The sequence below is a fragment of the Helicobacter sp. 11S02629-2 genome (genome assembly GCF_002272875.1).
In the GTDB taxonomy this organism is placed as follows: domain Bacteria; phylum Campylobacterota; class Campylobacteria; order Campylobacterales; family Helicobacteraceae; genus Helicobacter_I.
The window spans coordinates 1-24,191 of the sequence record NZ_MLAN01000017.1 but is presented as its reverse complement, the minus strand read 5'-3'; the positions used below and the strand labels follow the sequence as shown (position 1 = coordinate 24,191).

The window sequence follows — 24,191 nt, the reverse complement described above, 5'->3', positions numbered from 1 at the left end:
TTTAACTTTATCTTTGTTTTTTAACTTTTAGTTTCATATTTCATGTTTCATGTTTCATCTTTCATCTTTTATGTTTTATGTTTTATGTTTTATGTTTTATGTTTTATGTTTTATGTTTTATGTTTTACCTTTTACCTTTTACCTTAACTTTCATATTAGCTTTTTACTTTTAATCCTTAAATTGATCTTATCTTTATCTTAACTCTTACTTAAAAGTAACTCTTGATGAAAATGGCAGTTTTATGAACTCATCTTCTGCTGCAAGTAGTGCAGTTTTGGCAGGGGCTACGGGGATTCAAGCAGTGGCTGGACAGATAGTAAGTAACCCAACTGCTGCAGCTAATTTAATCACTGCTTCTAGTAATTTAGAAGCTTCCATGCAGAATCTTCAAAATGTAGTTGATAACATAACTAGCCTTGCTGATAGGAGTTCTACTTTAGCTAGTGTAGCTGGAGAGCAAGCACAGTTTATGTGGAGTGGAACATACAGATCTTTTACAAGTGGTATACTCAAAGATAACTATAACTTAAGTATAGGATTAAGTAATGTTCTAGATCCAGCTAAGATACTTGGTAAAATTCTAGGAGGCGATAATGGAGGATGGCAGTTTCTTTATACAGGACACAACTTTACGAACTATTTAGGTGGTCAAACAAGTTTATTTAATCTTGCCAATAATTTAAATACAGTAATCAATGGTGGGAATCTAGTTACTGGAACAAGTGATATAACAGCAAATAATGGCAATAATAGAATCATAAACACTACAACCGATACTACTAAACTAGCAGGTGCTATACAAGCAGTTAAAACTCAAATGGATAATATAAGCTTGAATATGGGGAACTTTGCCAATAATCAAGCAATAACTTCAGCTTTAAATAGACAGCAAGCTGCCTATGCTTCTTTGCAAGATACGTTAACTCAGTTGCAACAAGCTGTGCTTACAAACTCCAACAATATGGCAAAGCTAAACCCTAATGCATTAAATGCATTAAAGTTTAGTGCTGACAGAAATGTAAACAACTTATCTGATGCTTTCAATGATGCGACTACAGCCAGAACAAATGGCATAACGCCAGAGATCCAAGCTAGTATAAAGGCCACAGTAACAAAAGCTAACAATCAAGATGTTGTTCCGTTATTAGTTAATACTATGGCAGCACAAAGCAGTGCTAAAACTATCGATGGAATCATAAATGGTAACGATAAAGGCGAAGCTGTACAAGTAACCATAACACCAAGTTACGCTAAAGTATCTAATACAAATACTGATGTTTCTACTCCTCTTGCAGATAAGCCTGCAACTAGTAGTAGCGACTTCACAAGCGTTAGCTTCACTCAAAAGCAAGATACCTTAAAAGATAGCAATGGAAAAGTAGTCAACTCACTTAAAAAAGCTATCGCAGATGTAAAAGCTGCTAATAAGAATCTAGATGATACTGTATTAGCTGTTGCTATAAACAATAATCAAGCAGTTGGAGCTGCCGCAGCACAGGATGCAAATGCACGTAAATCCAAAGCCCCTACAATCTTACCTACTGCAAAAGCTGGTATAGTTGCTTTCTTTGGTAAACATCAAAGTGTTTCTGTTGAATACCAATACTACTTTAGAAATACTAATCCAAACTTTACTAGTGGTGAAGTAACTCTAAACTATGCTTATTACTTTGGTGGAAAGTAGATTCTAAAAATGAAAATAGGATAAGGTAGTATAAAGCAAGATAAAGCTTAAGTTAAAAGTAAAGATTAGATTCTAAAACTAGAATCTAATAAACCCTAGTAAATACTAATTTGATACTAGTCCTCTAACAAGGGCTAGTATTTAACTTTAAACTAAAATAAACTAAAACTAATTACTTAACTAAACTAATCCTTCATATTCCTCCAAGCTAAAATAAAAAAGAGAAAGACTATCCTTAAGATAGTCTTAACAACCATTAAAGCTATCTAAATAGCTTTAATGCCTTCTCCAAAACGTTTGTGTTTGTATTAAAACTTATACGTTTGGCTTATGCAATACATAATGAAATACCTAGAAGCTTGGCTTATATCATACAGTGCAAGATACTTAAAGTGTGACTTGTGATACTCACTTATACAGTGCAGCACAAGATACTTAGAAGATTACTGGTTAATACACTGCAAGCTACTTATAACATTGCCCTATACAATGCAATCTAGAATATTTATAAAGCTACTAACTAATATGACTAATAACTACTTAATAGATTCTATTCGCATAAAAGCCTAGTGCTATAATCAAAAAAACTCTACTTAAACTCTAGCTCTAAGCCCACTGGACAGTGATCACTCCCATGGATCTCAGGACAGATAAAAGCAGACTTAAGGTCATCTTTTAAATCACTGGTCGTTAAAAAGTAGTCTATCCTCCAGCCAGTGTTATTAGCCCTTGCATTAGCCCTATAACTCCACCAGCTATAAGCACCAACTTTATCTGGGTAAAAGTACCTAAAAGTATCTATAAAACCAGAATCTAAAAGCTTGCTAAACTTTGTTCGCTCTTCTATAGTAAAGCCTGCATTTCTCGTATTAGTCTTTGGATTCTTAAGATCTATCTCATTATGTGCGACGTTTAAGTCACCACAAACTACTACTGGCTTAGTCTTATGGAGATTTAAAAGATAGGCTCTAAAGTCATCTTCCCACTCCTGTCTGTACTCTAGTCTTTCTAACTCAGATTTAGAATTAGGCGTATAAACATTAACAAGGAAGAATCTAGAAAACTCAGAGCAGATGATCCGTCCTTCTTTATCATGCCTTTCTATGCCCATGTCATTAGTAACGCTTAAAGGCTTAGTCTTACTAAAAGTCACAACGCCAGAGTAGCCTTTCTTTTCAGCGTCATTCCAACTAACATAGTAGGGAGAAAAATCAAATGTACTTTGTGCTTCTTGCATCTTAGATTCTTGTATGCAAAAAATGTCTGCATCTATAGTGTTAAAAAAGTCCATAAAGCCTTTAGTCATGGCCGCCCTTAGGCCATTTACATTCCAAGAGATTAGCCTCACAACTTCTCCTTAACTAACTATAGAGTACTCGCCACTGCACCCAGTTAGTATGGCGTTTAGGTTGCCTTCTTTGAACATGTTGCAAACAAGGATTGGCAGTTTGTTGTCTTTTGCTAACGCTATAGCTGTATCATCCATCACCCTTATATGATCCCTTAAAGCCTCATCATAGTTTAGAGTTTTTAAAAGCTTAGCATCTGGGAACTTTTTAGGGTCTTTGTCATAAACGCCATCTACTTTTGTAGCCTTTATGATTAAGTCAGCCCCTATCTCAACAGCTCTAAGAGTAGCTGCCGTATCAGTTGTAAAGAAAGGATTCCCAGTGCCTGCACCAAAGACTACTATGCGGTTTTTTTCTAAGTGCCTTATAGCTTTTCTATAGATATACTTTTCACACACCTCAGTTATATCTATAGCACTTTGCACTCTTACATCAAGCCCTAAGTACTCTAAAGCTTCTTGCAAGGCTATGGCATTTATCACAGTTCCTAGCATGCCCATGTAGTCACCACTAGTACGTCTTATAACCCCACCTTCTGCGGCACTTACTCCCCTTATGATATTACCCCCACCTATTACTATGCCTATCTCAAAGTTAGCATTTGCAAGTTGTCTTATCTCATTAGCTATGAATTTTAATATGTCTAAATCTATGCCAGATCCAGCAGTACCTGCAAGTGCCTCTCCGCTAAACTTCACTAGCACTCTTTTTACATTTTTGATTTCCATTATGTGGCCTTTATCTCTTAAAATTCTTATTGTCAATTTTAGGATTTACTAACTTAAAAGCTAATTTAGGATTTAATCTAAATTCTCTAATACATTCTCAAGGAAAGCTATCATGCCAAATCTATCCCCAAAAGACCTAGTCGCCTTAGAAAAGAAGCTTCACTACACTTTCAAAAGCAAAGCCTTACTAAAAAACGCCCTAACACACAAGAGCTTTAAACACCATGAAAACAACGAAAGGTTAGAGTTTTTGGGCGATGCTGTATTAGATCTTTTTGTGTCTAAGATCTTATTTGACGCCTTCCCCAACCAGCCTGAAGGAATCTTAAGCAGGATGCGCACTTACTTTGTCAATGAAGGTGCCCTTTTTAGCATGGCTGAAAATATAGAGCTTTCTAAGTTTTTATTCATCTCAGAGGCTGAAGAAGATAATGGCGGCAGAAGTAAGCCTAGCCTTATAGCTGATGCCTTAGAAGCCTTGCTAGGGGCTATCTTTATAGAAAGTGGTTTTGATGCTGCTTTTAAAGTGTTTAACACTCTTTTTCCAAAAGACTTAGAAGACCACTATAAAAACTCTGATTTTGATGACTACAAAGGTGCTTTACAAGAGCTAACTCAAAAGCTTTTTGATGAGATACCTGAGTATGTAGTCTTAGAAGAAAGTGGACCTGATCACAATAAAAGCTTTACTATAGAAGTTATCTATAACTCCTCACCCCAAGCAAAAGCCACTGCTAATAGTAAAAAAAAGGCTGGGCAAAAAGCAGCAAAGATAGCATTTGATAAGCTTAAAAGTACAAGTCATGTAAAGCTAAGTCATACTGACTTAAATAGCATCAAGCGAGATATCTTGCCCTCTCAAACCAAACGCAAAACAAAACCAAAGGAGAAGTAGATGGATAGTATGGGAGAAAGACTAGTTTTTACTAGCTTTGGAGAAAGCCATGGAGAAGGTATAGGAGGCGTGCTTAGTGGCTTCCCAGCAGGCGTAAATATCGATATGGAGTTTTTAGAATCTGAAGTAGCTAGGAGAAAAGGTGGGTCTAAGTTTGCCACACCTAGAAAAGAAGAAGATAGCTTTAAGATTCTAAGTGGGGTGTTTGAAGGGCTAAGCACAGGGGCAGCACTTGGCTTTTTTGTGCCTAATCTTAATACTAAAAGCAAAGACTATAGTGAGATAAAAGATATCTTTCGTCCAGCTCACGCTGATCTGACTTACTTTAAAAAGTATGGCTTGCGTGACTATAGAGGTGGAGGAAGGTCAAGTGCTAGAGAGAGTGTAGCAAGGGTTATTGCAGGAGGCCTTGCTAAGCTTTTATTACGAGAGTTTGATATAGAAGTGCACGCTGGAATCTTGGGCGTTAGCAGTGTGCTTTCAGATTCTATAGACTTTGATAAAGAGGCATTTTTAAAAGCTAAAAGTAGTGAGGTCTTTGCACTAGATAGTACTTTAGAATCTAATATAAAAGAAGCTGTGCTTGAAGCTAAAAAAGAAGGTGATAGCCTAGGGGCAAGCGTGCTTATAAAGGCCTATAATGTGCCTTGTGGGCTAGGAGAGCCTATGTATCATAAACTAGATTCCATGCTAGCTTCTGTGCTAATGGGGCTTAATGGAGTAAAGGCTGTAGAGATAGGACTAGGCACTAAAGCTAGTCAAACTAAGGGCTCACTTAATAATGACTTTTTATACAAAACTGGCTTTAAGACTAATAACTCAGGTGGAATCTTAGGTGGCATAAGTAATGGCGATGAGATAGTTTTAAAAGTACACTTTAAGCCAACGCCAAGCATCTTTTTAAGTCAAGATAGTCTTAATACTAAAGGTGAAGAAGTAAGCTTTAAGCTACAAGGAAGACATGATCCTTGCATAGGCATAAGAGGAAGCGTAGTGTGTGAAAGCTTAGTAGCACTAGTGCTAGCTGATGCCCTTTTGTTAAATGCAACTTCAAAGCTAAAAAGTTTAAAAAGGATTTATAAGTAGGTGTGATTAAAGGCTGTGGGTATAAGGACTAAAAAAAGTTAGATGTTAGCTACTATGCAAAAAGGCTAGTGGCTATGGAGTTAGATTCCATAACTACTAGGTTGATGTAAAAATCTTAGCAGTGCTTGCTTAAATAGTATTTACTTAAAGCACTTACTTGGCAGTCCTTAATGCCCATTTTCTGGTATAGCTAGTGAGTTTTTTACTCCGTTATCTATGCCTAAAGGAGAGTAGTCATCTATGGCTATAGTTACATTAGTACTAAGGTTTTTAAATAGCCTATGCCCGGGCTTTCTTTCATAGTAGATGACTTGTCCACTTTGCTGAAAACGCTGCACTACTACATTATTAGCAGCGACTATCTTGCCTCTGCCATCAAAGATATCTTTTCCAAATAATATATCTTGAAATAAGTTGCCATAACTAACAGACCCAAAGAACTTTTTGGATATAGGCCACTTAAAACTACACTCATTTAGCACACACATCCTAGAGCCTTTGATGCGTATAGAGCCTATGGTTTGACCATATTTAAAAAGCTCTAGCTTTATAAGACCACTTCTATAAGTGTTAAGCCTAGCGTAGTCGTAAAAGTTAAAAAGTGGCGTTTGTATATAAACTAGTTTTATCTCACTATCTAGCAAGTTCATAGGCTTTTGCTCTTCTGGCAGTCCCCTGCCAAAGGCGTTAGCCTCAGGACTCCTTGAAGCACAAGCTACTAAGAAAAGTCCTGCAAGCAGAGGTAGTGCTAGCTTAGCTAAAAGCTTCATCTTAGCCTCTTAAGCCTAAGGCTCTATGCCATACTCTGCCATCTAGTTTTAACTCCATGCTTACTTGGCAAAGACCATCTTTGTAAACTGTCTCAGTTATCTCAGCGTTTTTGATTAGTGCTTGGACTTTAGTTTTGATAGTTGAGTTTTGAAGCACTAAGTCTCTTACTGTATCTTGACCATTAACACGGATACCATACATCTTTTCGCCAAGCTGTCTATAACCATCAACTATAGCTGCCCTTTTTGCTAAAGCTAGTGCTTGTGCTGGGCTTATAGTAGATTCTGGTGCTACACCCATGCCAACTACATTTAACTCTATGACGTTATTAGGCGCAAGGATAGGAGAGTTAGGTATGTTTCCATCAAAGTCTGAGTTTTCAGCTTGTCTTGGTGGAGTTAGTGGCTCTCTTTGGAATCTTGGTGCTGGGTCATAGCGAGGCTGTGGTGCTGGCTGATACTGAGCAACTTGCTGAGGATAAGGCAAAGGTGCTGGAGTGCCAACTACGACGTTTTGTGGTGGAAGTGGCATACTTGGGCGTGCCATAACGCTTGGATTAGTGTTATAGCCTAGTGGCGGGTAGGCTGGCACTTGCACAGGTGCTAAAGGAGCGTTGCCCGCACTTGGTGGTACTAAACTAGCAGAATCCATCCTTGGACTAGAGCAGCCTGCAAGTATGGCTAGTGATGCTACTGAGATGACAGTAGCTGCTAAGATTTTCTTTTTCATCAAATATCCTTATTAGATTTATAAGCTTTCGCTCTTGTGAGTAATTATAAGCAATGAGTGTGCCAAATACATACTTAGTTTGTTTATCTGCTTAGATATTTTTAGATATCTTTGCAAAGTGGTGTGTTTATAGGCTTTCTTTTTGTAGTTAGAGCTTATGCTTCTAGCAGGGCTAGGTTTACACTTCTAGCCTTGTAGTGTTGCTGTGTAGTGTGGTGCAAACTTAAAAGGTGCGGCCATCCTTTTTGTAAATTAGGATTTAGGTAGTGATTATTAAAAGCTTGATTAGATTGCATATTTAAAAACGTAAGTTGTTAGAGTGTAAGAGTAAAGGATAAGTTTGATGGAAGAGAGCTTAATTAGAAGGCTGCGTAAACAAGACTATGTAAGCTAAGTAGTTTTGGTTTGGTTTGGTTTTAGGTTTGTTTTAGATTGTTTTGTTTTAAAGTTAAATACTAGCCCTTGTTAAAGGACTAGTATCAAATTAGTATTTACTAGGATTTATTAGATTCTAGTTTTAAATTTTAGAATCTACTTTCCACCAAAGTAATAAGCATAGTTTAGAGTTACTTCGCCACTAGTAAAGTTTGGATTAGTATTTCTAAAGTAGTATTGATACTCTACTGATACAGATTGATGTTTACCAAAGAAAGCAACTATACCAGCTTTAGCAGTAGGTAATATTGTAGGAGCTTTGTTGCGTTTAGAGGCATTGTTGGCTGCAGCACCAACTACTTTGTTTTGTGCTAGAACTGCAGCTGATACTGCTTGCTCTAGTTTTGCATTAGCTGCCCTTACTTCTTTCATAGCTTCAGTTAGGCTTTTTACGTTATTTCCATTTGAATCTTGTAACGGACGTGCTACTTGGGAGTAACTAACTTTTGTGATTGAAGAAGCTGTGATGTCTGGATTCTTTAATTTTGTATTAGGATCTATTTTTGTTTGTGTGGTAGCCTTTGTTGGATCTCCATTAGCGTAAGTAGTTATGACAGTTGTTGTCCCAGTTGCATTTTGAGTCACTACAGTTTTTACTGTATCAAATACAACAGCTTGAGATGCATTTGTTGTATTTGTACCACCACCATTTATGATGCCTTGTATGCTTTTAGCACTAGCCGCTGCATTTTGAGTATCTTGAAGTAATGGATTGACACTACTTGACGCACTGCCATTCATGCTTATTAGGTCAGCTACTTGGTCCTTGATAAAACGTCGTCCATTATTGCTATCAGTTTGATTTGGGTTTCCTTTACTTTCATCATAGCCTCCACTAGCAACATTCCACATATATTCGCCTACTGCAGCTACTGGACTCCATGTTGAATTTGCACTACCTAATAGTGATGGTGCACCTAAAGTCTGAAGTCTTGATTTGTTGGCACTTACTATATTTGCTGAATTTATATTAGTTGCAATTTGTAAGGCATCAAGAGTGTTGTTTAATTGATTTAAACTAGCCAGTTGATTTGACCTAGCTTCCATAACGCTAGGATTGTTTGCTATAGGAGTATATATATTTAGTGCTGTTTGAAGTTGTGTTATGTTGGTTCTTAAGGTGCTAATAGTACTAGCTAGTTGTGAAGTAGAATTTATTCCATTACTTAAAACATTTCCAGTACTGCCAGCCACGAGAGAAGGATTTCCATTAACTACATTATTAAATAGACTTGCTTTGTTAGATAACCCGTCATAAGCGCTAATAGCATCACCTATGGAAGTTTTAGCCATTTCAATATCTCTATACGCAGCTCCAGCTGCTGATCCAGTAAGTTTTATGGAATTAGCATTTGTAGCATTTGGAACTGCTGCTTTTACACCAAGAAGACTAAATCTATTGCCATATAAAGCATTAAAAAATCTGTTATATCCATTTTGCAATCTACCAGCTTGATCTTGACTAGCTTTTGCCAAATCTACGCTTGCAGGAGACAAAGAAGAGATGATATCTTGTAAGTTTTGTAAGTTAGTATCTACTGCTTGACTTAGGGTAGTTAAAGCATTAGTTCCAGTTATGGCAGTAGATGTATCTAGGCCTATAGCCCCTGCCAAAACTGCACTACTTGCAGCAGAAGATGAGTTCATAAAACTGCCATTTTCATCAAGAGTTACTTTTAAGTAAGAGTTAAGATAAAGATAAGATCAATTTAAGGATTAAAAGTTAAGGTAAAAAGCAAGACAAAGTTAGAAATGAAAGTAAAAAGCTAATATGAAAGTTAAGATAAAAGATAAAAGATAAAAGATAAAAGATAAAAGTAAAAAGTTAAAAACAAAAAACAAGACAAAGTTAGAGATTAAAAATGAAAAACAAAAGTTAAAATATGAAAGTTAAAACATAAAATATGAAACAAAAAACTAAAAAACAAAAATAAAAAGTTAAATCAAAGATAAAAGACCAGATAAAGCCAAAGTCAAAATAAAAATAAAAGCTAAAGTCAAGATAACACATGTTTATAGACAAGCCAAAGCATAAAAGCCAAAAGATAAGATAAGAGTAAAGATTAAAATAAAGTCTAGATAAAAAGATAGATAAAATTTGAGATAAAGATAAGATCAAGATGAATAAAAACATTAAGATAAATAAAAGAATATACAAAAGATTATTTATTTAACTAGTCTTTTATATATTCTTAAAATAAAAAATAAAATCAAAAAAACTAATTACTTAAACTAGTCTTTTATAAATCACTTAAATAAAAAAGCAAAATCAAAGAATTATCTATTTTAGCTCTTATATGTTTTAAACTCTAAATTTTTTAAAATATAAGAATTTAGTATTTAATACTTACTTAACTAATCTTTTACAATCCTCTAGATTAAAATAAAGAAATAAAGAAATAAAGAAATAAAGAAATAAAGAAAGACTATCTCAATGAGAGTATTTTATTTATTCTTACATTCTCAAATTAGAAAGAAAGACTACCTTCTAGGTAGTCTGTAACAATCATTAAAGCTATCTAAATAGCTTTAATGCCTTCTCCAGAATGTTTGTGTTTGTATTAAAACTTATGAGCTTAGTTTATACAGTGCAGTGTGGAATACTTAGAAGCTTGGCTTCTATCATAGAGTGCAAAACACTTATAAAGTTACTAGTTAATGCAATGCGAACTACTTGTAATGTTTCCTTATATAAAACAATTTAGAATGTTTATAAAGCTACTAACTAATATGACTATAACTACTTATAGATTTTCTAGTCAATCAATTATTAAAGCTAACTATCAACCATATGATATAAAGATATAAAAAAGCATAAATCTTAAAGTTTATTTTTTCATTTTTACTTTGACTTTCTACTTTGTCTTTTATCTTTTTGTCTTTAACTTATCTTTTTACTTTTGTCTTAACTTTATCTTTGTTTTTTAACTTTTTGTTTCATGTTTTAACTTTTGTTTTTCATTTTTCATCCCTAACTTTGCCTTGTTTTTTGTTTTTAACTTTTTACTTTTATCTTTTTACCTTAACTTTTTATTTTTACTTTTTACTTTTTACCTTAACTTTAATATTAGCTTTTTAATTTTCATTCCTAACTTTGTCTTATCCTAACCTTAACTCTTACTTAAAAGTAACTCTTGATGAAAATGGCAGTTTTATGAACTCATCTAATAGTGTAGCAGCTGGAGCTATAGGTACTAGTTTAGTAGCTGGAGGGGCTACTATAGCAGGTATAGATTCCAACTTAAGTGCAGCTTTAAACAACCAACAAACTGCTATAGCTAGTCTTCAAAAAATAGTAGATCAAATATCAACTAGTACAGTACAAAATGTGCAGCAGGCTAATAACATATGGCAGCAAGTTTTTTGGAATCTGAATGAAATTAACGCAAGTGATGGAAATCCAACAACTATCATAACCAAGGCACTGGCAAGAAGAGATACAGTTAATGATTTAACGATTCCAAATGAGACTATAAGACCTGATCTTACTACCGGCACAACTGGACAAGATTACACAGCAGTTAGTGCTGCTAAACCAGACATGCAAGATTTAAATACTCATTTAAACTCATTAATATTTAATACCAACCAGTCACAAACAAAACAATCTCTAACTGATATAACTAATCAAGTCCAAAATATGATAGCTGCTGTAGAAAATGCACAAAAATTTAGCCCAACAGAGCAAGCCTTATACGCCTCACAGCTTCAAGCACAAAGCACTGCTTTAGCTGAACTTCAGAAATCACTTGCTGCCTTCACTACAGCCGCACAGAAAAATCAAACTGACTTTGCAACGCTTAGTCAAAATGCTAATTATGATGGATGGACAAGTATCCCTGACGTAAATAATAATACCGTGATTGCTGACCCTAGTACATATTTACCAAAACTTAAGAAAGACGCTCCAAGCGTATATAGTGCTGCAAAAACTATGTCATCTAACGCTGAAGCAGTAGAAAAAGCCTTAAATGATGGTGATCCAGCTACTGGAGTTAAAAGTCTAAAGCAAGCAGTAGCAGATGTTGCTAAAGCTACTCAAGATGTAGCAGTTATAAGAGCTGCAGTTGCAGCTTCTAATGCCTCAGCACAAGCTTCCCTTAACGCTGCAACCAAAGACGCTGCAGCCAAACGTAATAATGCTGTAACCATCTTACCTACAGCAAAAGCTGGTATAGTTGCTTTCTTTGGTAAACATCAATCTGTATCAGTAGAGTATCAATACTATTTTAGAAATACTAATCCAAACTTTACTAGTGGTGAAGTAACTCTAAACTATGCTTATTACTTTGGTGGGAAGTAGGAAGTTATAAGTAGAAGTAGATTCTAAGTTAGAAATAGAAGCTACGCAAGATAGAGTCCAGACAAATAGGATAAAGTAAGATCAAAGTAAGAAAAAGCTTAAGTTAAAAGTAAAGATTAGATTCTAAAACTAGAATCTAAAAAATCCTAGTAACTTGGAAAGAAATAGATTCTATAAATAAAAATAGAATCTAAGAAGCGTGTGATTGTCATTTCGAAAATCACACCTTCTGCTAGTACATGACTTAGATGGTAGCTTCTAAAATTTAAAAATAGAATCTAATAAATCCTAGCAAATACTAATTTAAAACTAGTCCTTTAACAAGGGCTAGTATGTAACTTTAAAACAAACATCCAGCTTTAAACAAAACTAAGCTAATCTAAACCCAAAATAAACTAAAACTAATTACTTAACTAAACTAATCCTTCATATTCCTACAATCTAAAATAAGAGAGAGAAAGACTATCTTTAAGATAGTCTGTAACAATCATTAAAGCTATCTAAATAGCTTTAATGCCTTCTCCAGAATGTTTGTGTTTACATTAAAACTTATGAGTTTAGTTTATGTCATACAGTATGGAATACCTAGAAGCTTGGCTTATATCATATAGTGCAAGATACTTATAACATTGCCCTATACAACGCAACCTAGAATATTTAAAAAATCTCTAATAAAACACTCACACACACGCCAACTAACCACGCACTATTTGTCATCTATGGAATCTAAAAATATCTGATTGCCACATCACACGTTAAAGTGTCTCCTAGCATCAAGATAGAAGAATATGACATGTAAATTAGACAGGACACTAAAACCAGATTCTATAAATTTATAGAATCCAAATATACATGACTGTCATATTAGCATCTCACATCGCAAGCAGATAGCAGCAAGATAGTCTAGCTTAGCGTCTTATAAAGTAGTTGCCTCTTAGTCTTATGGGTATAGGCTTTGGCGGGCGTTTAAGGTCTTTTGCTGCTAGCTTTACTAGCTCTATTATCTGGTCATCTATAGCACTAAAAGTAGAGCTTTTTATAATCTTCACATCGCTTATATGCCCATCTGGATAGAGGGTAAACTCAACCACGCCAACCCCTTGCTGACCAAAGTAAGCTGCGATACTTGGATAGCCAAGCCTATTTGCATAGTACTGAAATACTTGACCATTAAGCATATAACTATCAACTATATACTTTTTATCTTCTAAGCTCATGTTGCCAAATTTTTCGCCATAAAGATCTGCTATGTCTTCTCTAGCACTTGGCGGGAGGGCGTTAATAGAATCTTGCAAGGAAAGATTAGCCGCTGAAAAGCTTTGCTGAGGGCTAGGTGGGACTTGGTAAGGGTGGAAGTCCTCGCTATCTGCTGGTCTTAAAGACTGCAAGTTTACATCAGTGCTTGGTGCTTCATTAGAGGCTTGCTCGCTTGGCTTACTTTGAGTTGAAGCTTGGCTTTTAGGAGGCAAGATGCCATCTTTGCTTACTTCTTTTTTAGTTTCACTTTTCTTGCTAGCTAGAGTTTTTGGACTTGGCTTATACTCTTTTTTTTCTACTGGTTTAGGCGTAGGCTTTGTGGCTGGCTTAGGAGTAGGTCTAGCTTGAGGTGGTGTAGGTGGTGGGGTAGGAGGCGTGCTTTTTTGTGTTTTAACTGCAAGCTTTGGATTAAAAGGCACTACTGCACCACCATCTTTATGCTTAGTCTTATCTAGTGAGCCCCCAGTTAACTCTATACTTAAAGGGACTAGCTTTTTTTTCTCATGGGCTGGGATTAGGAAGATTAGAAGTATTATAAGTGCGTGAAAGAGTAGTGAGACTAAGAAAGCTAGTAAGAATCTATCCTTATAAAACAAGCTAAGTATTTTTTAATAGGTCTTTAAAGTCTAAAGATTCTAAGCTATCTTTAGACTTAGTGCCTTGGTCTGTAGGCGCACTATCAGCTAGTGGCAGAGTGTCTATTAGCGTGATGCCATTAGGGTTAAGTCCTAAGATGTAGCTTTTATCTTTATACTTAAAAGAGACTATCTTAGACTTAGAATCTAGTACTTTTAAAAGCTTTAACTCAGCACTTATATCTATACCTTTTTTACGGTTAATCTTAAGTCTGACTATATAAAGGATGATAAGCAAAACTATCATAACCCCCAGTATCATAAAGTACTTTGAGTAGCTAAAGTCATAAGCCGACTTAGGAGATATGGAATCTGAGATAGTGTTAAAAAGTGAAGTGCTATCTTTAGGGGGTTCTTTGCTTGCAGTAGTTTGACTAGCAGCTAGTGTTGTGACTTGACTAGGCAAAGGAGCTGGCTTTATAAAAGCTGGCTTATCTAAGACATTAGCCGTTTTGATATTAGTAAAGATGATATAAAAGTCACTTCCTAGGGCATAAAAGCTGATGTTGTAGTTAGCCTTAGAAGTAAGAGTTAGCAAGTAAGTGCCACTTTGACTAAAACCGCTAATGGTGCCTATATCAGTTTGAAAAGTACTTTTAGGCAAGCTTACATCAGGTAAAGAGATGATGATACTTTTACTACCATCAGCACTTACTGTATCGCTTCTAGTAAAGCTTGGTGCTGCTATCTTAGCCTCACTTACTTTTAGTCCTAAGCTTATATCTTTAGGGTTAAGCACTTTACTAAACTGGCTTAGGTCTTTGACTATAGAGATATTACTTGCAAAAAGAAAGCCTGCAAAGAGAAAGACAAAAACTACCGCGCGCATACCTTAGACTTCATCCTCTTTGGTTTCTCTAGCTATGTAATAAACTATAGCGTTAGAATCTAAGATCTCATTTATCCTAATAGCTAAGTTTTTTTCATAGACCATAACTTCGCCCTTACCTATAACACGCCCGTTGACAAAGGTCTCTACACTAGCCCCTGCTGGCTTTTGAAGATCGATAGTTGAGCCTTTTTCATAGCGCAAGATATCAGCTAGTGAAACTGTCGTACTGCCAAGTTCAGCACTAAAATTTACTTGCATATCAAGCAAACCTTCATAGTTACTCATCATATCTTCAAGGTAGGTTGCCAACTCTATCTCTTCTGGAGTGTGGACTTGCTTTTTATCTAAGATGTTATACCGACTTTCTCTTGAAAACTTCGCCATCAAAACTCCCTTTTAAGATCGTAGTGTAATGCTTTGGATTTAATCCTTACAATGATAGGCTTAATTATACATTGCTATATCTTAGTGTTACTACATATAGTAAAATACTAAAGCTTATCACTAAGGAGTTTCTTTGAAGCAAATCAGCCCCAATCTATACATAAAAGAAGGTCACATCTCAAACATAGACTTTACTAACATCACATCTAAGCTAGCTAGGGAGTTAGGCTTTGGCGCACTTAGTACCTTTGAAGGCATAGTAAGGGATGACAAGCTTGCTGGAGAGAATCTAGATAGCCCAAAAGTTGAAGCTTTAAAGTTTCAGATCTATGAGCCACTTTTTATAAAGTGGATGAGTGAGTGGCAAGAGAAGGCCAAAGAAAAAGGCGTAATCTTAGCTTTAGCACACTCTTATGGAGTAGTAAAAGTAGGCGAGACTAGCTATATAGCAAGCGTTATGTCTAAGCATAGAAGAGCAGTTTTAGACCTCTTTGCTAGCTTTGTAGATGACTTTAAGGCAAATGCACCTATATGGAAGTTTGATGTGGTTGATGGTAAAGAAATATATGCCTTAGAGCGCTCAACCGCCCTAAAACATAGTGGACTACTTAAGTAAAGGAAAAATATGGACTTAATAAAAGTTGGGATCTTAGTCACAAGCGATAGAGCTTTTAATAACATCTATGAAGACTTAAGTGGCAAAGAGATTATGCGCGTCTTAAAAGAGTATATGCTAAATGAGATAGAGTTTAACTACCTCTTAGTTGAAGATAACTTTGATGATATAGTAAAAGGACTTAAAACCTTAGGTGAGCAAAACGCCCTAGTAGTTACAACTGGTGGCACAGGGCCTGCTAAAAGAGATGTTACTACTGAGGCTACTTTAGCAGTTTGTGAAAAAGAGCTACCGGGGTTTGGAGAGCTAATGAGGGCTGAGAGTTTGAAGTACGTGCCAACAGCCATACTTTCAAGGCAAACAGCAGGGATTTACAAAAACTGCCTTATTATCAATCTCCCGGGCAAGCCAAAGTCTATAGCCGAGTGCTTAGTCGCAGTCTTCCCAGCAGTGCCTTACTGCATAGACTTGATAGAAGGTCCTTTTATAGAAGTTAATGAGGCAAATATCAAAGCCTTTAGGCCAAAAAGCAAGTAGAAGCTAGCCCATGACAAAAATCGCCATAATACCTTCAAGGGCAGGAAGCAAGCGCTTTAAACGTAAAAATATTTATCCTTTTTTAGGCGTAAGTATGCTAGAGCGAAGCATAAGACTAGCTGCAAGCGTGTGCAACCTAGTAGTAGTTAGTAGCGATGACAAAGAGATGCTAGATCTAACTTCAAGTCTAGATACTACGCTTAGAGATGAAGGCTTTAAAGGCCACGTCATGGCATACAAAAGAAGCCCAGAGCTAAGTGGGGATGATGTCCCTACTTTGCCTGTGATAGTTGACGTTTTACAAGCTATGAAAGAAGTAAGTAGTCTTTTGCAAGGCGCTTCACCTAAAGATAGAATCTACTCTGGCTCCCTAGTAGTTTGCCTTTATCCAACAGCAGTGCTTTGTACTAAGACAGAGATACTAAAAGCACTAGATTTACTTTTAGATTCTAGTGCTAAGTCTGGTGCTAAGGTCAAGTACGTAGCAAGTGTGTACAAGGCTAAAGGTGCTTTAAGAAGCTTTAAGCTAGAAAATGGCTTCATAGACTTTTTACACCCTGAGTATCTAAGCACACAAAGCCAAGATCTGCCTTCTATCTACATGGATGCTGGGCAGTTTTATATAGGGCGTGTGGCGTCATTTTTAGAAGAGATACCGCTTTTAGGTAAGGAAACTTTGGGCTATGAAGTAAAGCTAGCTCAAGATATAGATACTTATGAGGACTATAAGATAGCTGAGTTAAAACTGCTTTTATCAAAACTATGATAGTTACTATCTTTACAGAGTGTGTCAAAAGCAAAGGCTTAGGGCACATAGTACGCTCTTCTAATCTAGCCCTTTTTTATCTAAGGCTTGGCTATAAGGTACGCTTTTTAGTTAGGGGGGGTGGGGACTTTCAAAGTGCTTTAAAAGAGTTAGAGTACACGCCAAACTTCTTTTTACTAGCTTGTGCTTGGGATGAAAGCAAGGACTTAGAGTTTTTAAAAAGTGATATAAGTATTATTGATAGTTATGAGTTTAGATTAGATTCCTTGCCTTTACTTTTGGAATCTAGCAAAGTAGTCTTAGCCTTAGATGACTTAGGAAGCTTTAAGGCCTTCAAAGATAGGCTTTATATACTAGACCTAGGATTTATTTATAAAGATGATACATACAAAGATGGCGAACAAAGAATCTTTAGCGGCTTAGAGTTTTTCCCACTAAGTGAACATTTTAAGAATATTAATCTTCCCAAAAAGTACGATCTCTTAATCTGCCTTGGCGGAGAGGATGTAAACGACTTAAGCTTTAAAGCCTTAGAGATAGCAAAAAGGCACTTTAAGGATGTATGTGTAGTGCTTGGGAGTGCTTACAAAGGAAGGCTAGTAGATATAAGTAGTGATAGAAACAGTAGTGATGCTTTTAAAGTCAGTATCTTTTCTAGTCTTACTCAAAAAGAGCTTGCAGGGCTTATTAATCAATCTCATCTTATCTTAGTCCCTAGCTCTAGCCTAGCTTGTGAAGTCTTAGCTTGCACATCTAAAGTCATAGTCATAAAAACTGCTAGTAATCAAAATGCACTTTTTAGCAAGCTTAGCGCCCTAGGTGTAAAAACAGCAAGCATGGATAGCTTAGAATCTAGTCTAGATTCTGCATTTTTAAGTGCTGCTTCTTTTTTAGATTCTGTTTCGCCTTTAGATTCTGCTTCGTTTGTGCCCTTGCACATAGGCACTAAGATAGAATCTTTACTCTATGACCTTTTATTAAAAGTGCTAAACCTAGCCTTAAAAGCTAGCAAGCCAAAGACTTTTAGGCTTTTAGACCTAGAAGCAAAGCCTTTTAGCGACTTGGATAAAGAAGAGATAGCTAAGACACTAGAGTATCGAAACCACGACTTAGTTAGGCACTATATGTATGAAGATGCCCCTATAAGCATGCAAACCCACCTTGACTTTATCCACTCCCAAAAAGACAACCTAAACTCACGCTACTTTTTAGTGCGCGATATAAAGACTTTAAACCACATTGGTGTTATAAGTCTAACTCGCATCAACTTAAAGCACAAACATGCCTATCTTGGGATCTATAAAAACCCTTATCTACAAGAGCGTGTGGGCACTAGGCTGCTTGATATGCTTTGCTTTATAGCTAGTGCTTTAGGCCTGCATATGCTATATCTTGAAGTCATAGAGGATAATGCAAAGGCACTTAGCCTTTATGAAAACTATGGCTTTAAATGCACTGGGAAGCTAGAAGATGCCATATGTCAAAAGGGTAGTTTTAAAAATGTCCTTGTATATGGGATAGAAGTTGGCGTTTAAGACCTTTTGTCTTTAGAGTTAGGTGTGGGATAGCTATCTTGATGGTATAAAATGCAAGCTTATCTGCCATCTTGCTTTTTCAAATCACACACTAGTAGTTAGCGTAACTCAGGGCGTGGTAATCCTGTATTTAGATTCCATAGATAGCAAATACTGTGGCGGTTAAAGACTATCTTAAAGATAGTCTTTTGTTTTTGTTTTAGGTTTGTTTTAGATTGTCTTGTTTTAAAGTTAAATACTAGCCCCTATTAAAGGACTAGTATCAAATTAGTATTTGCTAGGATTTATTAGATTCTATTTTTAAATTTTAGAAGCTACCATCTAAGTCATGTACTAGGAGAAGTGTGTGATTTTTATATGACAATCACCCCCCTTATACTCCTTAAGTGTCATAGAGGGGAACTAATAGAGGGTTAAGTTATATCCTACCTTACTTAGATTCTATTTTTACTTATAGAATCTATTTCTCTCTAAGTTACTAGGGGTTTTTAGATTCTAAAGTTTTAGAATCTAATCTTTACTTTTAGCTTAAGCTTTATCTTACCTTATCCTACTTTATCCTATTTGTCTGGATTCTATCTTGCGTAGATTCTATTTTCTAACTTAGAATCTACTTCTACTTATAACTTCCTACTTCCCACCAAAGTAATAAGCATAGTTTAGAGTTACTTCACCACTAGTAAAGTTTGGATTAGTATTTCTAAAGTAGTACTGATACTCTACTGATACAGATTGATGTTTACCAAAGAAAGCAACTATACCAGCTTTTGCTGTAGGTAAGATTGTAGGGGCTTTGTTTTTACGTGCATTTGCATCATTTGTGGCAGCGTTAAGGGAAGCTTGGGAGGCAGAATTTTGTGCTGATATGGCTGCTCTTATTACAGCTAGGTTTTGTACATCATTACTAACTTTATCCATAGCAGCTTTTACTTCAGCAACAGCATTTGCTACTGCGTCTATGCTAGTTTTTGGATCTGGTGTAGTAACTTTGGCAGTTGAACTATCAAAACTACTTGTATATTGTGCTGATCCATTCTTATCAAGAGTAACTGTTATATCGTTTTGTGTATGTCCTGTAGAATCTGTACTAATCCCACTTAATATAGTCTGTCTAAGTGCTGATGTAACTTGATACATAGAGTTTAATCCAGATACATTATCGAAGGCTGCTCGAACTAGTGCTCCATTAAGATTTTTTTGTGTTTTTGACAATTCAGAATTATATTTATCTACATTTGCTTTATTAGTTTGTATGGCACTTTGAAGCTTTGCTATAGCTCCATTATTTGGATCTGTTAACGCATTTAATGAACTACTAAGTTGTGTACTTGCTGATATATAAGCTGGATTTTGTGCTTCTATACTAGTTGGAGTAACTGTACGAAGTGCTGATTGAAGAGCTTTGATTCCATCTTCAAGAGAGTTTGAAGTTCCACCTGAAGTTTGGTTAAAGGCTGTTAATAAGTTAGTTGCAGTTTGATTTAGCGTCGTAATATTTAAATTAGAATTAGTGTTTCCATTTAGTAATTTAGAAACACCGCTAGCTACTACAGATCCTTGTCCATAGTTTGCTGCCCTTGCGGATGTATTATTTAATGAAGTGTTATCTTTGTATGCTGGGTTACTCGTTCTTATATTACTATACAAATCAGTAATATTTTGCAAACCAGTACTTATAACACTTCTTACATCTCCCACTTGAGTTTGTCCAGCTATAGCATCATTAGAGATATTTTGCAAAGAAGTTTGTATCTTTTGTATAGCATCTAACTGAGATGTAAGATTAGCACTTAATACTGGATCTATACCTGCTAAGTTTGCCCCACTTAGCAAGGATCCAACCCCCGTAGCCCCTGCCAAAACTGCACTACTTGCAGCAGAAGATGAGTTCATAAAACTGCCATTTTACGAATTTTAGAAATTTTGGGGGGAAAATCTAAGACATACAAGGTAACTTAATAGTCTCACTATAGTACTAGATAAAGCTTAAGATTAGCTTAATTAAAAACCAATTAAAACTCATGTTTTTTAGACCGTTTGACATCTGTGTTAATGTGCTTCTATGCTGTAAATTTACATTATATGTATTTTATAGATAATACTACCAAAAACACGCCAAATATTACACATGAAAAACAATTCTTATTTAAAAGCTAAAAGTAAGAACATAGAACTAATACTAAAAGACTAAGCTGTGATTGGTTTGTTGCTTAAAAATTTGATTGTAAAAATCTCTCTAAATGTGGCGGCTTGCAAAACTTGCAAAAATGTAGCGGGGAAATTTTTTAAATGTGGCGAAGTTGCAAGAGCTGCCAAAAGTGTGGAGGCTTTAGACTCTTAAAGCTTATAAAAGCACACATAAAAAAAACAATTAGTAAAAAACTATAAAAACCCCTATTTTATGGTGTTTTTGTTTATAAAGCTATTGACTTTTATAATATAATTACAGTATAATTATTACATATAAAAAGGAATTAAAAAGCCTCTTTTGAAAACTTCAAAAGGCTAGAATTTAGCTTTTATGTGTGTTATTTGACTTAGTGTGTGTTGAAGTTTTGCAAGGCTTTAAAGCCTTTTCTTGTTTGCTTTGGCGGCTTGCTGTCAACAAGTCGCCTAACTAAACAAGAAGGGGGGTGATGCTAAATGCTTAAGTTATTAACAGCCATTATTAACCTAGCGATAGCTATTATAAATCTAATAGCCTTAATCTTAGGTTAATAAAGAGCCCTTTAGGTTATAAAGATCCCTTAAGTGAAAAACTAAAAAAGTAGCTTAGGGGTTGATGTTAATTAGTAAGCTTTTAATCATCTTGCTTTTTTGTTTAGTAAAAATTTCAATACGCCAATACTGTTAATAAAATAATCAAGTTTTTGAATATAAAGCTTTAAGTTATCAAAATAGCTTATAAGCCCATAGATTAGGAGCTAAAAAACTTCTATTTTTTTGATATTTTTATGCTAAAAGTGTTGACATGATAATATATTTATTATATAATAACGACATATAAAAAGGAATTAAAAAGCCTCTTTTGAAAACTTCAAAAGGCTAGAATTTAGCTTTTATGTGTGTTATTTGACTTCGATATTCTAAAAAGCTTTTAGCTCTTTAGAAAATATCAACATTGTTAAAAGTGATGAATGTAAATTTTTTAGAAAGTTTTTACTAACTGTAGTTAAGTATATAAGCTAGTGAAGCAAAAAAGTCGCAACTTAGAATATTTAACTAAGGACTAAAAAATGCTAACACTAGATCAAATAATCTTGATTGCGTTTTGCATCATAGCAGTTTATGGACTCTATAAATCCATCAAGTGAAAAGTCTAAACTAAAGGCGTAAGCCCTTAGTTTTCAACCCTTTCAATCAAGTGTTATACCACTTGATTGAAAGCCCTCGAAAGGAGGGCACATAGTTAAACAAAAAGGTAAAACCATGAAACACGATACTACTAAAACCAAAGCCAACTTGTCAAGTCCCGCAAACAACAAAAACGTAGAATCTAAAAGCAAGATCAATAGAAAAACTCCACTTTTAAAAGAATTTGATCAATATATCAAAGAAATATATAGACCTTTTAAAAGCTTAGACAACTACTTAGATGTAACATTAGATAAGATTCATCATTCTAAAACTTTGCACCTGTTAATGTTCGTTGTAAAATTTGATGAAAAATCAAAAAAGTTCACTTTTATTTTTAGGAAAAGCAAAGAGCTAAAAAAAGCAATCGCAGAATATTCTTACGCGTCCACTTACATGTCCCCTTATGCAACCAAAGAAATAAGAGCCCTAGTCCAAAAAAGTCTTAGAACGAACAGACGCTTTTACAAGTTAGTCCTAAAGTGTATAAAAGATGTAGGTGATAAAAAATCAGAAAGCAAAAACCGAGCAATCTACTCCATGACCACCACAAACCCCGCACACGTGTTTCAAGAGTTAGATTTTTTGAGATTTCTTGCTAGCCTTGATAGAAATCCAGATTTAGACACTTCTTCAGAAGAGTTTTTAAACTATATAGATAGAGCTAAGATCTTACAAGCTAGAAAGGTGGCGTAATCATGGAAGAGCTGCAAATAAAACTAACTAAAGCTTTTTTAGAGATTTCTAACCTTAAAGAAGCTAAAACCTTATACAAAAAGCTAGCTTTAAGCTTACACCCCGACAAGGGGGGAAGCACTGAAGCTTTTCAGACACTAAATCAAATTTATAACCTATATCTTGAAAATAGGCTGTACTTTTCCTCGCAAACTAAAATCAACTTAGAGCTTGAAAAAGTTATATCCCACTTACTGCATATACAAGACATCACTATAGAAGTGGTTGGTAAGTGGATATGGATAAGTGGCAACACAAAAGAGCACAAAGACACTCTAAAAGATTTAGGTTTTAAGTATGCAAGCAAAAAAAAGATGTGGTACTACGGCGAGACCAAAAAAAGGCACGCCCCCCAAGAGATGGAAGAGATACGAGCAAAATACGGAAGTATAGAAGTAGAAAAGCCAAATATCAAAAAGCTGCCCTTACAAGCATAAAGATGGCAAAAAGCCACAAGTAGCCTAGTCCTAAGACCCAAGTTGCCCCCTATAAAGGGGCTTTCCACTAGATAAAAAGAAAAAAGAAAAGGAAAAAAAAATGACAATAACAGAGCTATATAACCTAAGAGATAAAAAAGTAGATGAGTTAACAACTAATGCAGTAAATGCTTTTAAAAGTCCACTTTTAGACATAGCAGCAAAATACCCGCAAGCCTTCCAGTACTATGTAAAAAGCGAAATACGTGGCGAAGACTATGGGTTAGATGGTGAAGAAGATAGGGAATGCGTTAACCTTTTTGAGATTTTAGAAGTATTAAAAGCATCTTTAACAAAAGTGCTTTTTGAAAGCCATAAGATGCAAAATCTATTAGAGCAAGCTAGCTATATTATTGAAAAAGACGAATATAGTCACGAAGATGAAGAAGAAAGAGATGAAAAATATCTAAAAGAGCTACTAAGCTTTGAAACACTCACAAGCAAATACGACTTAGAAAGGTGCTTTATAGAGCTTGAGTTTGTTTTGAGAGATCGACTTGAAAACTATATCAATATCTTATTCTACGAATTAGATTTTTTAGAAGAGCTAGAAAGTGAAGAGATAGTACAAGACCTAGCAAAACTAGGCTATAAGATCGAAGAAAGGCTTTTCGACCCTGCGGTTAAGTTAGAAAAGATAGCATAAGCCAAAGAGCCTAAGACTTCGACCGCAATGTCGTTAAACTAGGCACTTAAGTAAGTTTTTAAGACTGAAAAAGTAAGGCTAGAGGTTGTAACTAAGTTCGCCAAAACTTAGTTACTAAGAAAAATATAAGGAGACTAACATGCTTAAAGAAAAGTTAATCCTTACAACCGCCATTATAGCACTAGTTACAGAAATTGCAAAACTAGTCTTAGTGATGGTTAGTTAAGGATAAAAAGCCACTTCAAAAAAAGCACTTTATAAGTGCTAAGAAGTGGTTAGGCTTTAAGACATGCTAAGCACTTAAACACTTCGACCGCAATGTCGTTAAACTAGGCACTTAAGTAAGTCTATAAGACCAAAAAAGTAAGGCTAGAGGTTGTAACTTGCGTGCAAGCAAGTTACTAAGCAATCATAAGGAGACTAACATGTCCGAAAAG

The 24,191-nt window shown here is 35.4% G+C and carries 21 protein-coding genes; 12 read left to right on the top strand and 9 right to left on the bottom strand.

Annotated elements, in window-relative coordinates; genetic code table 11:
* The first annotated feature begins 242 nt into the window (after nt 1-242).
* Nucleotides 243-1,685, top strand: a complete 1,443-nt coding sequence (locus tag BKH40_RS07925) for a hypothetical protein (RefSeq protein WP_095278462.1) — start codon at nt 243-245, stop codon at nt 1,683-1,685.
* Nucleotides 1,686-2,274: 589 nt separating this feature from the next.
* Here BKH40_RS07925 and BKH40_RS07920 read toward each other — a convergent pair.
* A complete protein-coding gene (locus tag BKH40_RS07920) occupies nt 2,275-3,033 on the bottom strand; it encodes an exodeoxyribonuclease III (RefSeq protein ID WP_095278460.1) in 759 nt (252 codons plus the stop codon).
* A 9-nt stretch (nt 3,034-3,042) separates the two neighbouring features.
* Complete coding sequence (pyrH, locus tag BKH40_RS07915; protein ID WP_095278458.1) at nt 3,043-3,762, bottom strand: UMP kinase; 720 nt, start codon at nt 3,760-3,762, stop codon at nt 3,043-3,045.
* Nucleotides 3,763-3,874: 112 nt separating this feature from the next.
* On the opposite strand from pyrH, the gene rnc reads away from it, so the two are divergent.
* Together rnc and aroC are read left to right on the top strand one after the other, a co-directional pair.
* Complete coding sequence (gene rnc, locus BKH40_RS07910) at nt 3,875-4,657, top strand: ribonuclease III (protein ID WP_095278456.1); 783 nt, start codon at nt 3,875-3,877, stop codon at nt 4,655-4,657.
* Complete coding sequence (gene aroC, locus BKH40_RS07905; protein WP_095278454.1) at nt 4,658-5,743, top strand: chorismate synthase; 1,086 nt, start codon at nt 4,658-4,660, stop codon at nt 5,741-5,743. It begins immediately after the preceding gene.
* Nucleotides 5,744-5,910: 167 nt separating this feature from the next.
* Here aroC and BKH40_RS07900 read toward each other — a convergent pair whose 3' ends face one another.
* The 3 genes from BKH40_RS07900 to BKH40_RS07890 all read right to left on the bottom strand — a co-directional run bounded on the left by BKH40_RS07900 (nt 5,911) and on the right by BKH40_RS07890 (nt 9,325).
* A complete protein-coding gene (locus BKH40_RS07900; RefSeq protein ID WP_095278452.1) occupies nt 5,911-6,513 on the bottom strand; it encodes a hypothetical protein in 603 nt (200 codons plus the stop codon).
* A 1-nt stretch (nt 6,514) separates the two neighbouring features.
* Nucleotides 6,515-7,243, bottom strand: coding sequence for an LPP20 family lipoprotein (locus tag BKH40_RS07895; protein ID WP_095278450.1), 729 nt, complete (start codon nt 7,241-7,243; stop codon nt 6,515-6,517).
* A gap of 531 nt (nt 7,244-7,774) precedes the next feature.
* Nucleotides 7,775-9,325 (bottom strand): hypothetical protein, encoded by a 1,551-nt coding sequence (locus BKH40_RS07890; RefSeq protein ID WP_095278448.1) that lies wholly within the window; start codon nt 9,323-9,325, stop codon nt 7,775-7,777.
* A 1,507-nt stretch (nt 9,326-10,832) separates the two neighbouring features.
* Between BKH40_RS07890 and BKH40_RS07875 the strand changes: the two genes are divergently transcribed.
* Entirely contained in the window at nt 10,833-11,981 is a 1,149-nt protein-coding gene (locus tag BKH40_RS07875) for a hypothetical protein (RefSeq protein ID WP_095278443.1), read from the top strand.
* A gap of 908 nt (nt 11,982-12,889) precedes the next feature.
* On the opposite strand, the gene BKH40_RS07870 is transcribed toward BKH40_RS07875, so the two are convergent.
* From BKH40_RS07870 to fliN, 3 genes are read right to left on the bottom strand one after another with little or no spacing between them, the layout of a single operon-like run.
* Nucleotides 12,890-13,834: a TonB family protein gene (locus BKH40_RS07870; RefSeq protein WP_095278442.1), complete on the bottom strand. Its 945-nt coding sequence runs from the start codon at nt 13,832-13,834 to the stop codon at nt 12,890-12,892.
* A 1-nt stretch (nt 13,835) separates the two neighbouring features.
* Entirely contained in the window at nt 13,836-14,702 is an 867-nt protein-coding gene (locus BKH40_RS07865) for a flagellar biosynthetic protein FliO (RefSeq protein ID WP_095278440.1), read from the bottom strand.
* Nucleotides 14,703-14,705: 3 nt separating this feature from the next.
* Nucleotides 14,706-15,089: a flagellar motor switch protein FliN gene (fliN, locus tag BKH40_RS07860; RefSeq protein ID WP_095278438.1), complete on the bottom strand. Its 384-nt coding sequence runs from the start codon at nt 15,087-15,089 to the stop codon at nt 14,706-14,708.
* 133 nt (nt 15,090-15,222) lie between these two features.
* On the opposite strand from fliN, the gene BKH40_RS07855 reads away from it, so the two are divergent.
* Genes BKH40_RS07855 through BKH40_RS08785 form a run of 5 tightly spaced genes read left to right on the top strand, consistent with a single transcriptional unit; the run spans nt 15,223 to nt 18,709 of the window.
* Nucleotides 15,223-15,705, top strand: coding sequence for a molybdenum cofactor biosynthesis protein MoaE (locus BKH40_RS07855; protein ID WP_095278437.1), 483 nt, complete (start codon nt 15,223-15,225; stop codon nt 15,703-15,705).
* Nucleotides 15,706-15,714: 9 nt separating this feature from the next.
* Entirely contained in the window at nt 15,715-16,242 is a 528-nt protein-coding gene (gene mog / locus BKH40_RS07850) for a molybdopterin adenylyltransferase (RefSeq protein WP_095278435.1), read from the top strand.
* Nucleotides 16,243-16,252: 10 nt separating this feature from the next.
* Complete coding sequence (locus tag BKH40_RS07845) at nt 16,253-17,008, top strand: acylneuraminate cytidylyltransferase family protein (RefSeq protein WP_095278434.1); 756 nt, start codon at nt 16,253-16,255, stop codon at nt 17,006-17,008.
* A complete protein-coding gene (pseH, locus tag BKH40_RS08790; RefSeq protein ID WP_180675169.1) occupies nt 17,005-18,543 on the top strand; it encodes a UDP-4-amino-4,6-dideoxy-N-acetyl-beta-L-altrosamine N-acetyltransferase in 1,539 nt (512 codons plus the stop codon). Before BKH40_RS07845 ends, pseH begins: the two co-directional genes overlap by 4 nt.
* 22 nt (nt 18,544-18,565) lie before the next feature.
* Nucleotides 18,566-18,709 (top strand): hypothetical protein, encoded by a 144-nt coding sequence (locus tag BKH40_RS08785; RefSeq protein ID WP_180675168.1) that lies wholly within the window; start codon nt 18,566-18,568, stop codon nt 18,707-18,709.
* A 464-nt stretch (nt 18,710-19,173) separates the two neighbouring features.
* Here the strand turns inward: BKH40_RS08785 and BKH40_RS07835 are convergent, their stop codons facing one another.
* Nucleotides 19,174-20,436: a hypothetical protein gene (locus BKH40_RS07835; protein WP_095278432.1), complete on the bottom strand. Its 1,263-nt coding sequence runs from the start codon at nt 20,434-20,436 to the stop codon at nt 19,174-19,176.
* A 1,536-nt stretch (nt 20,437-21,972) separates the two neighbouring features.
* Between BKH40_RS07835 and BKH40_RS07830 the strand changes: the two genes are divergently transcribed.
* The 3 genes from BKH40_RS07830 to BKH40_RS07820 all read left to right on the top strand — a co-directional run bounded on the left by BKH40_RS07830 (nt 21,973) and on the right by BKH40_RS07820 (nt 23,754).
* The gene (locus BKH40_RS07830; protein ID WP_095278431.1) at nt 21,973-22,593 is read left to right on the top strand and encodes a hypothetical protein; all 621 of its coding nucleotides are present in this window, start codon (nt 21,973-21,975) and stop codon (nt 22,591-22,593) included.
* A gap of 2 nt (nt 22,594-22,595) precedes the next feature.
* The gene (locus BKH40_RS07825) at nt 22,596-23,069 is read left to right on the top strand and encodes a hypothetical protein (RefSeq protein ID WP_095278429.1); all 474 of its coding nucleotides are present in this window, start codon (nt 22,596-22,598) and stop codon (nt 23,067-23,069) included.
* Nucleotides 23,070-23,169: 100 nt separating this feature from the next.
* Nucleotides 23,170-23,754 carry a hypothetical protein gene (locus BKH40_RS07820; RefSeq protein ID WP_095278427.1) on the top strand — a complete coding sequence of 195 codons (585 nt, stop codon included), beginning with the start codon at nt 23,170-23,172 and terminating at the stop codon, nt 23,752-23,754.
* Nucleotides 23,755-24,191: the final 437 nt, after the last annotated feature.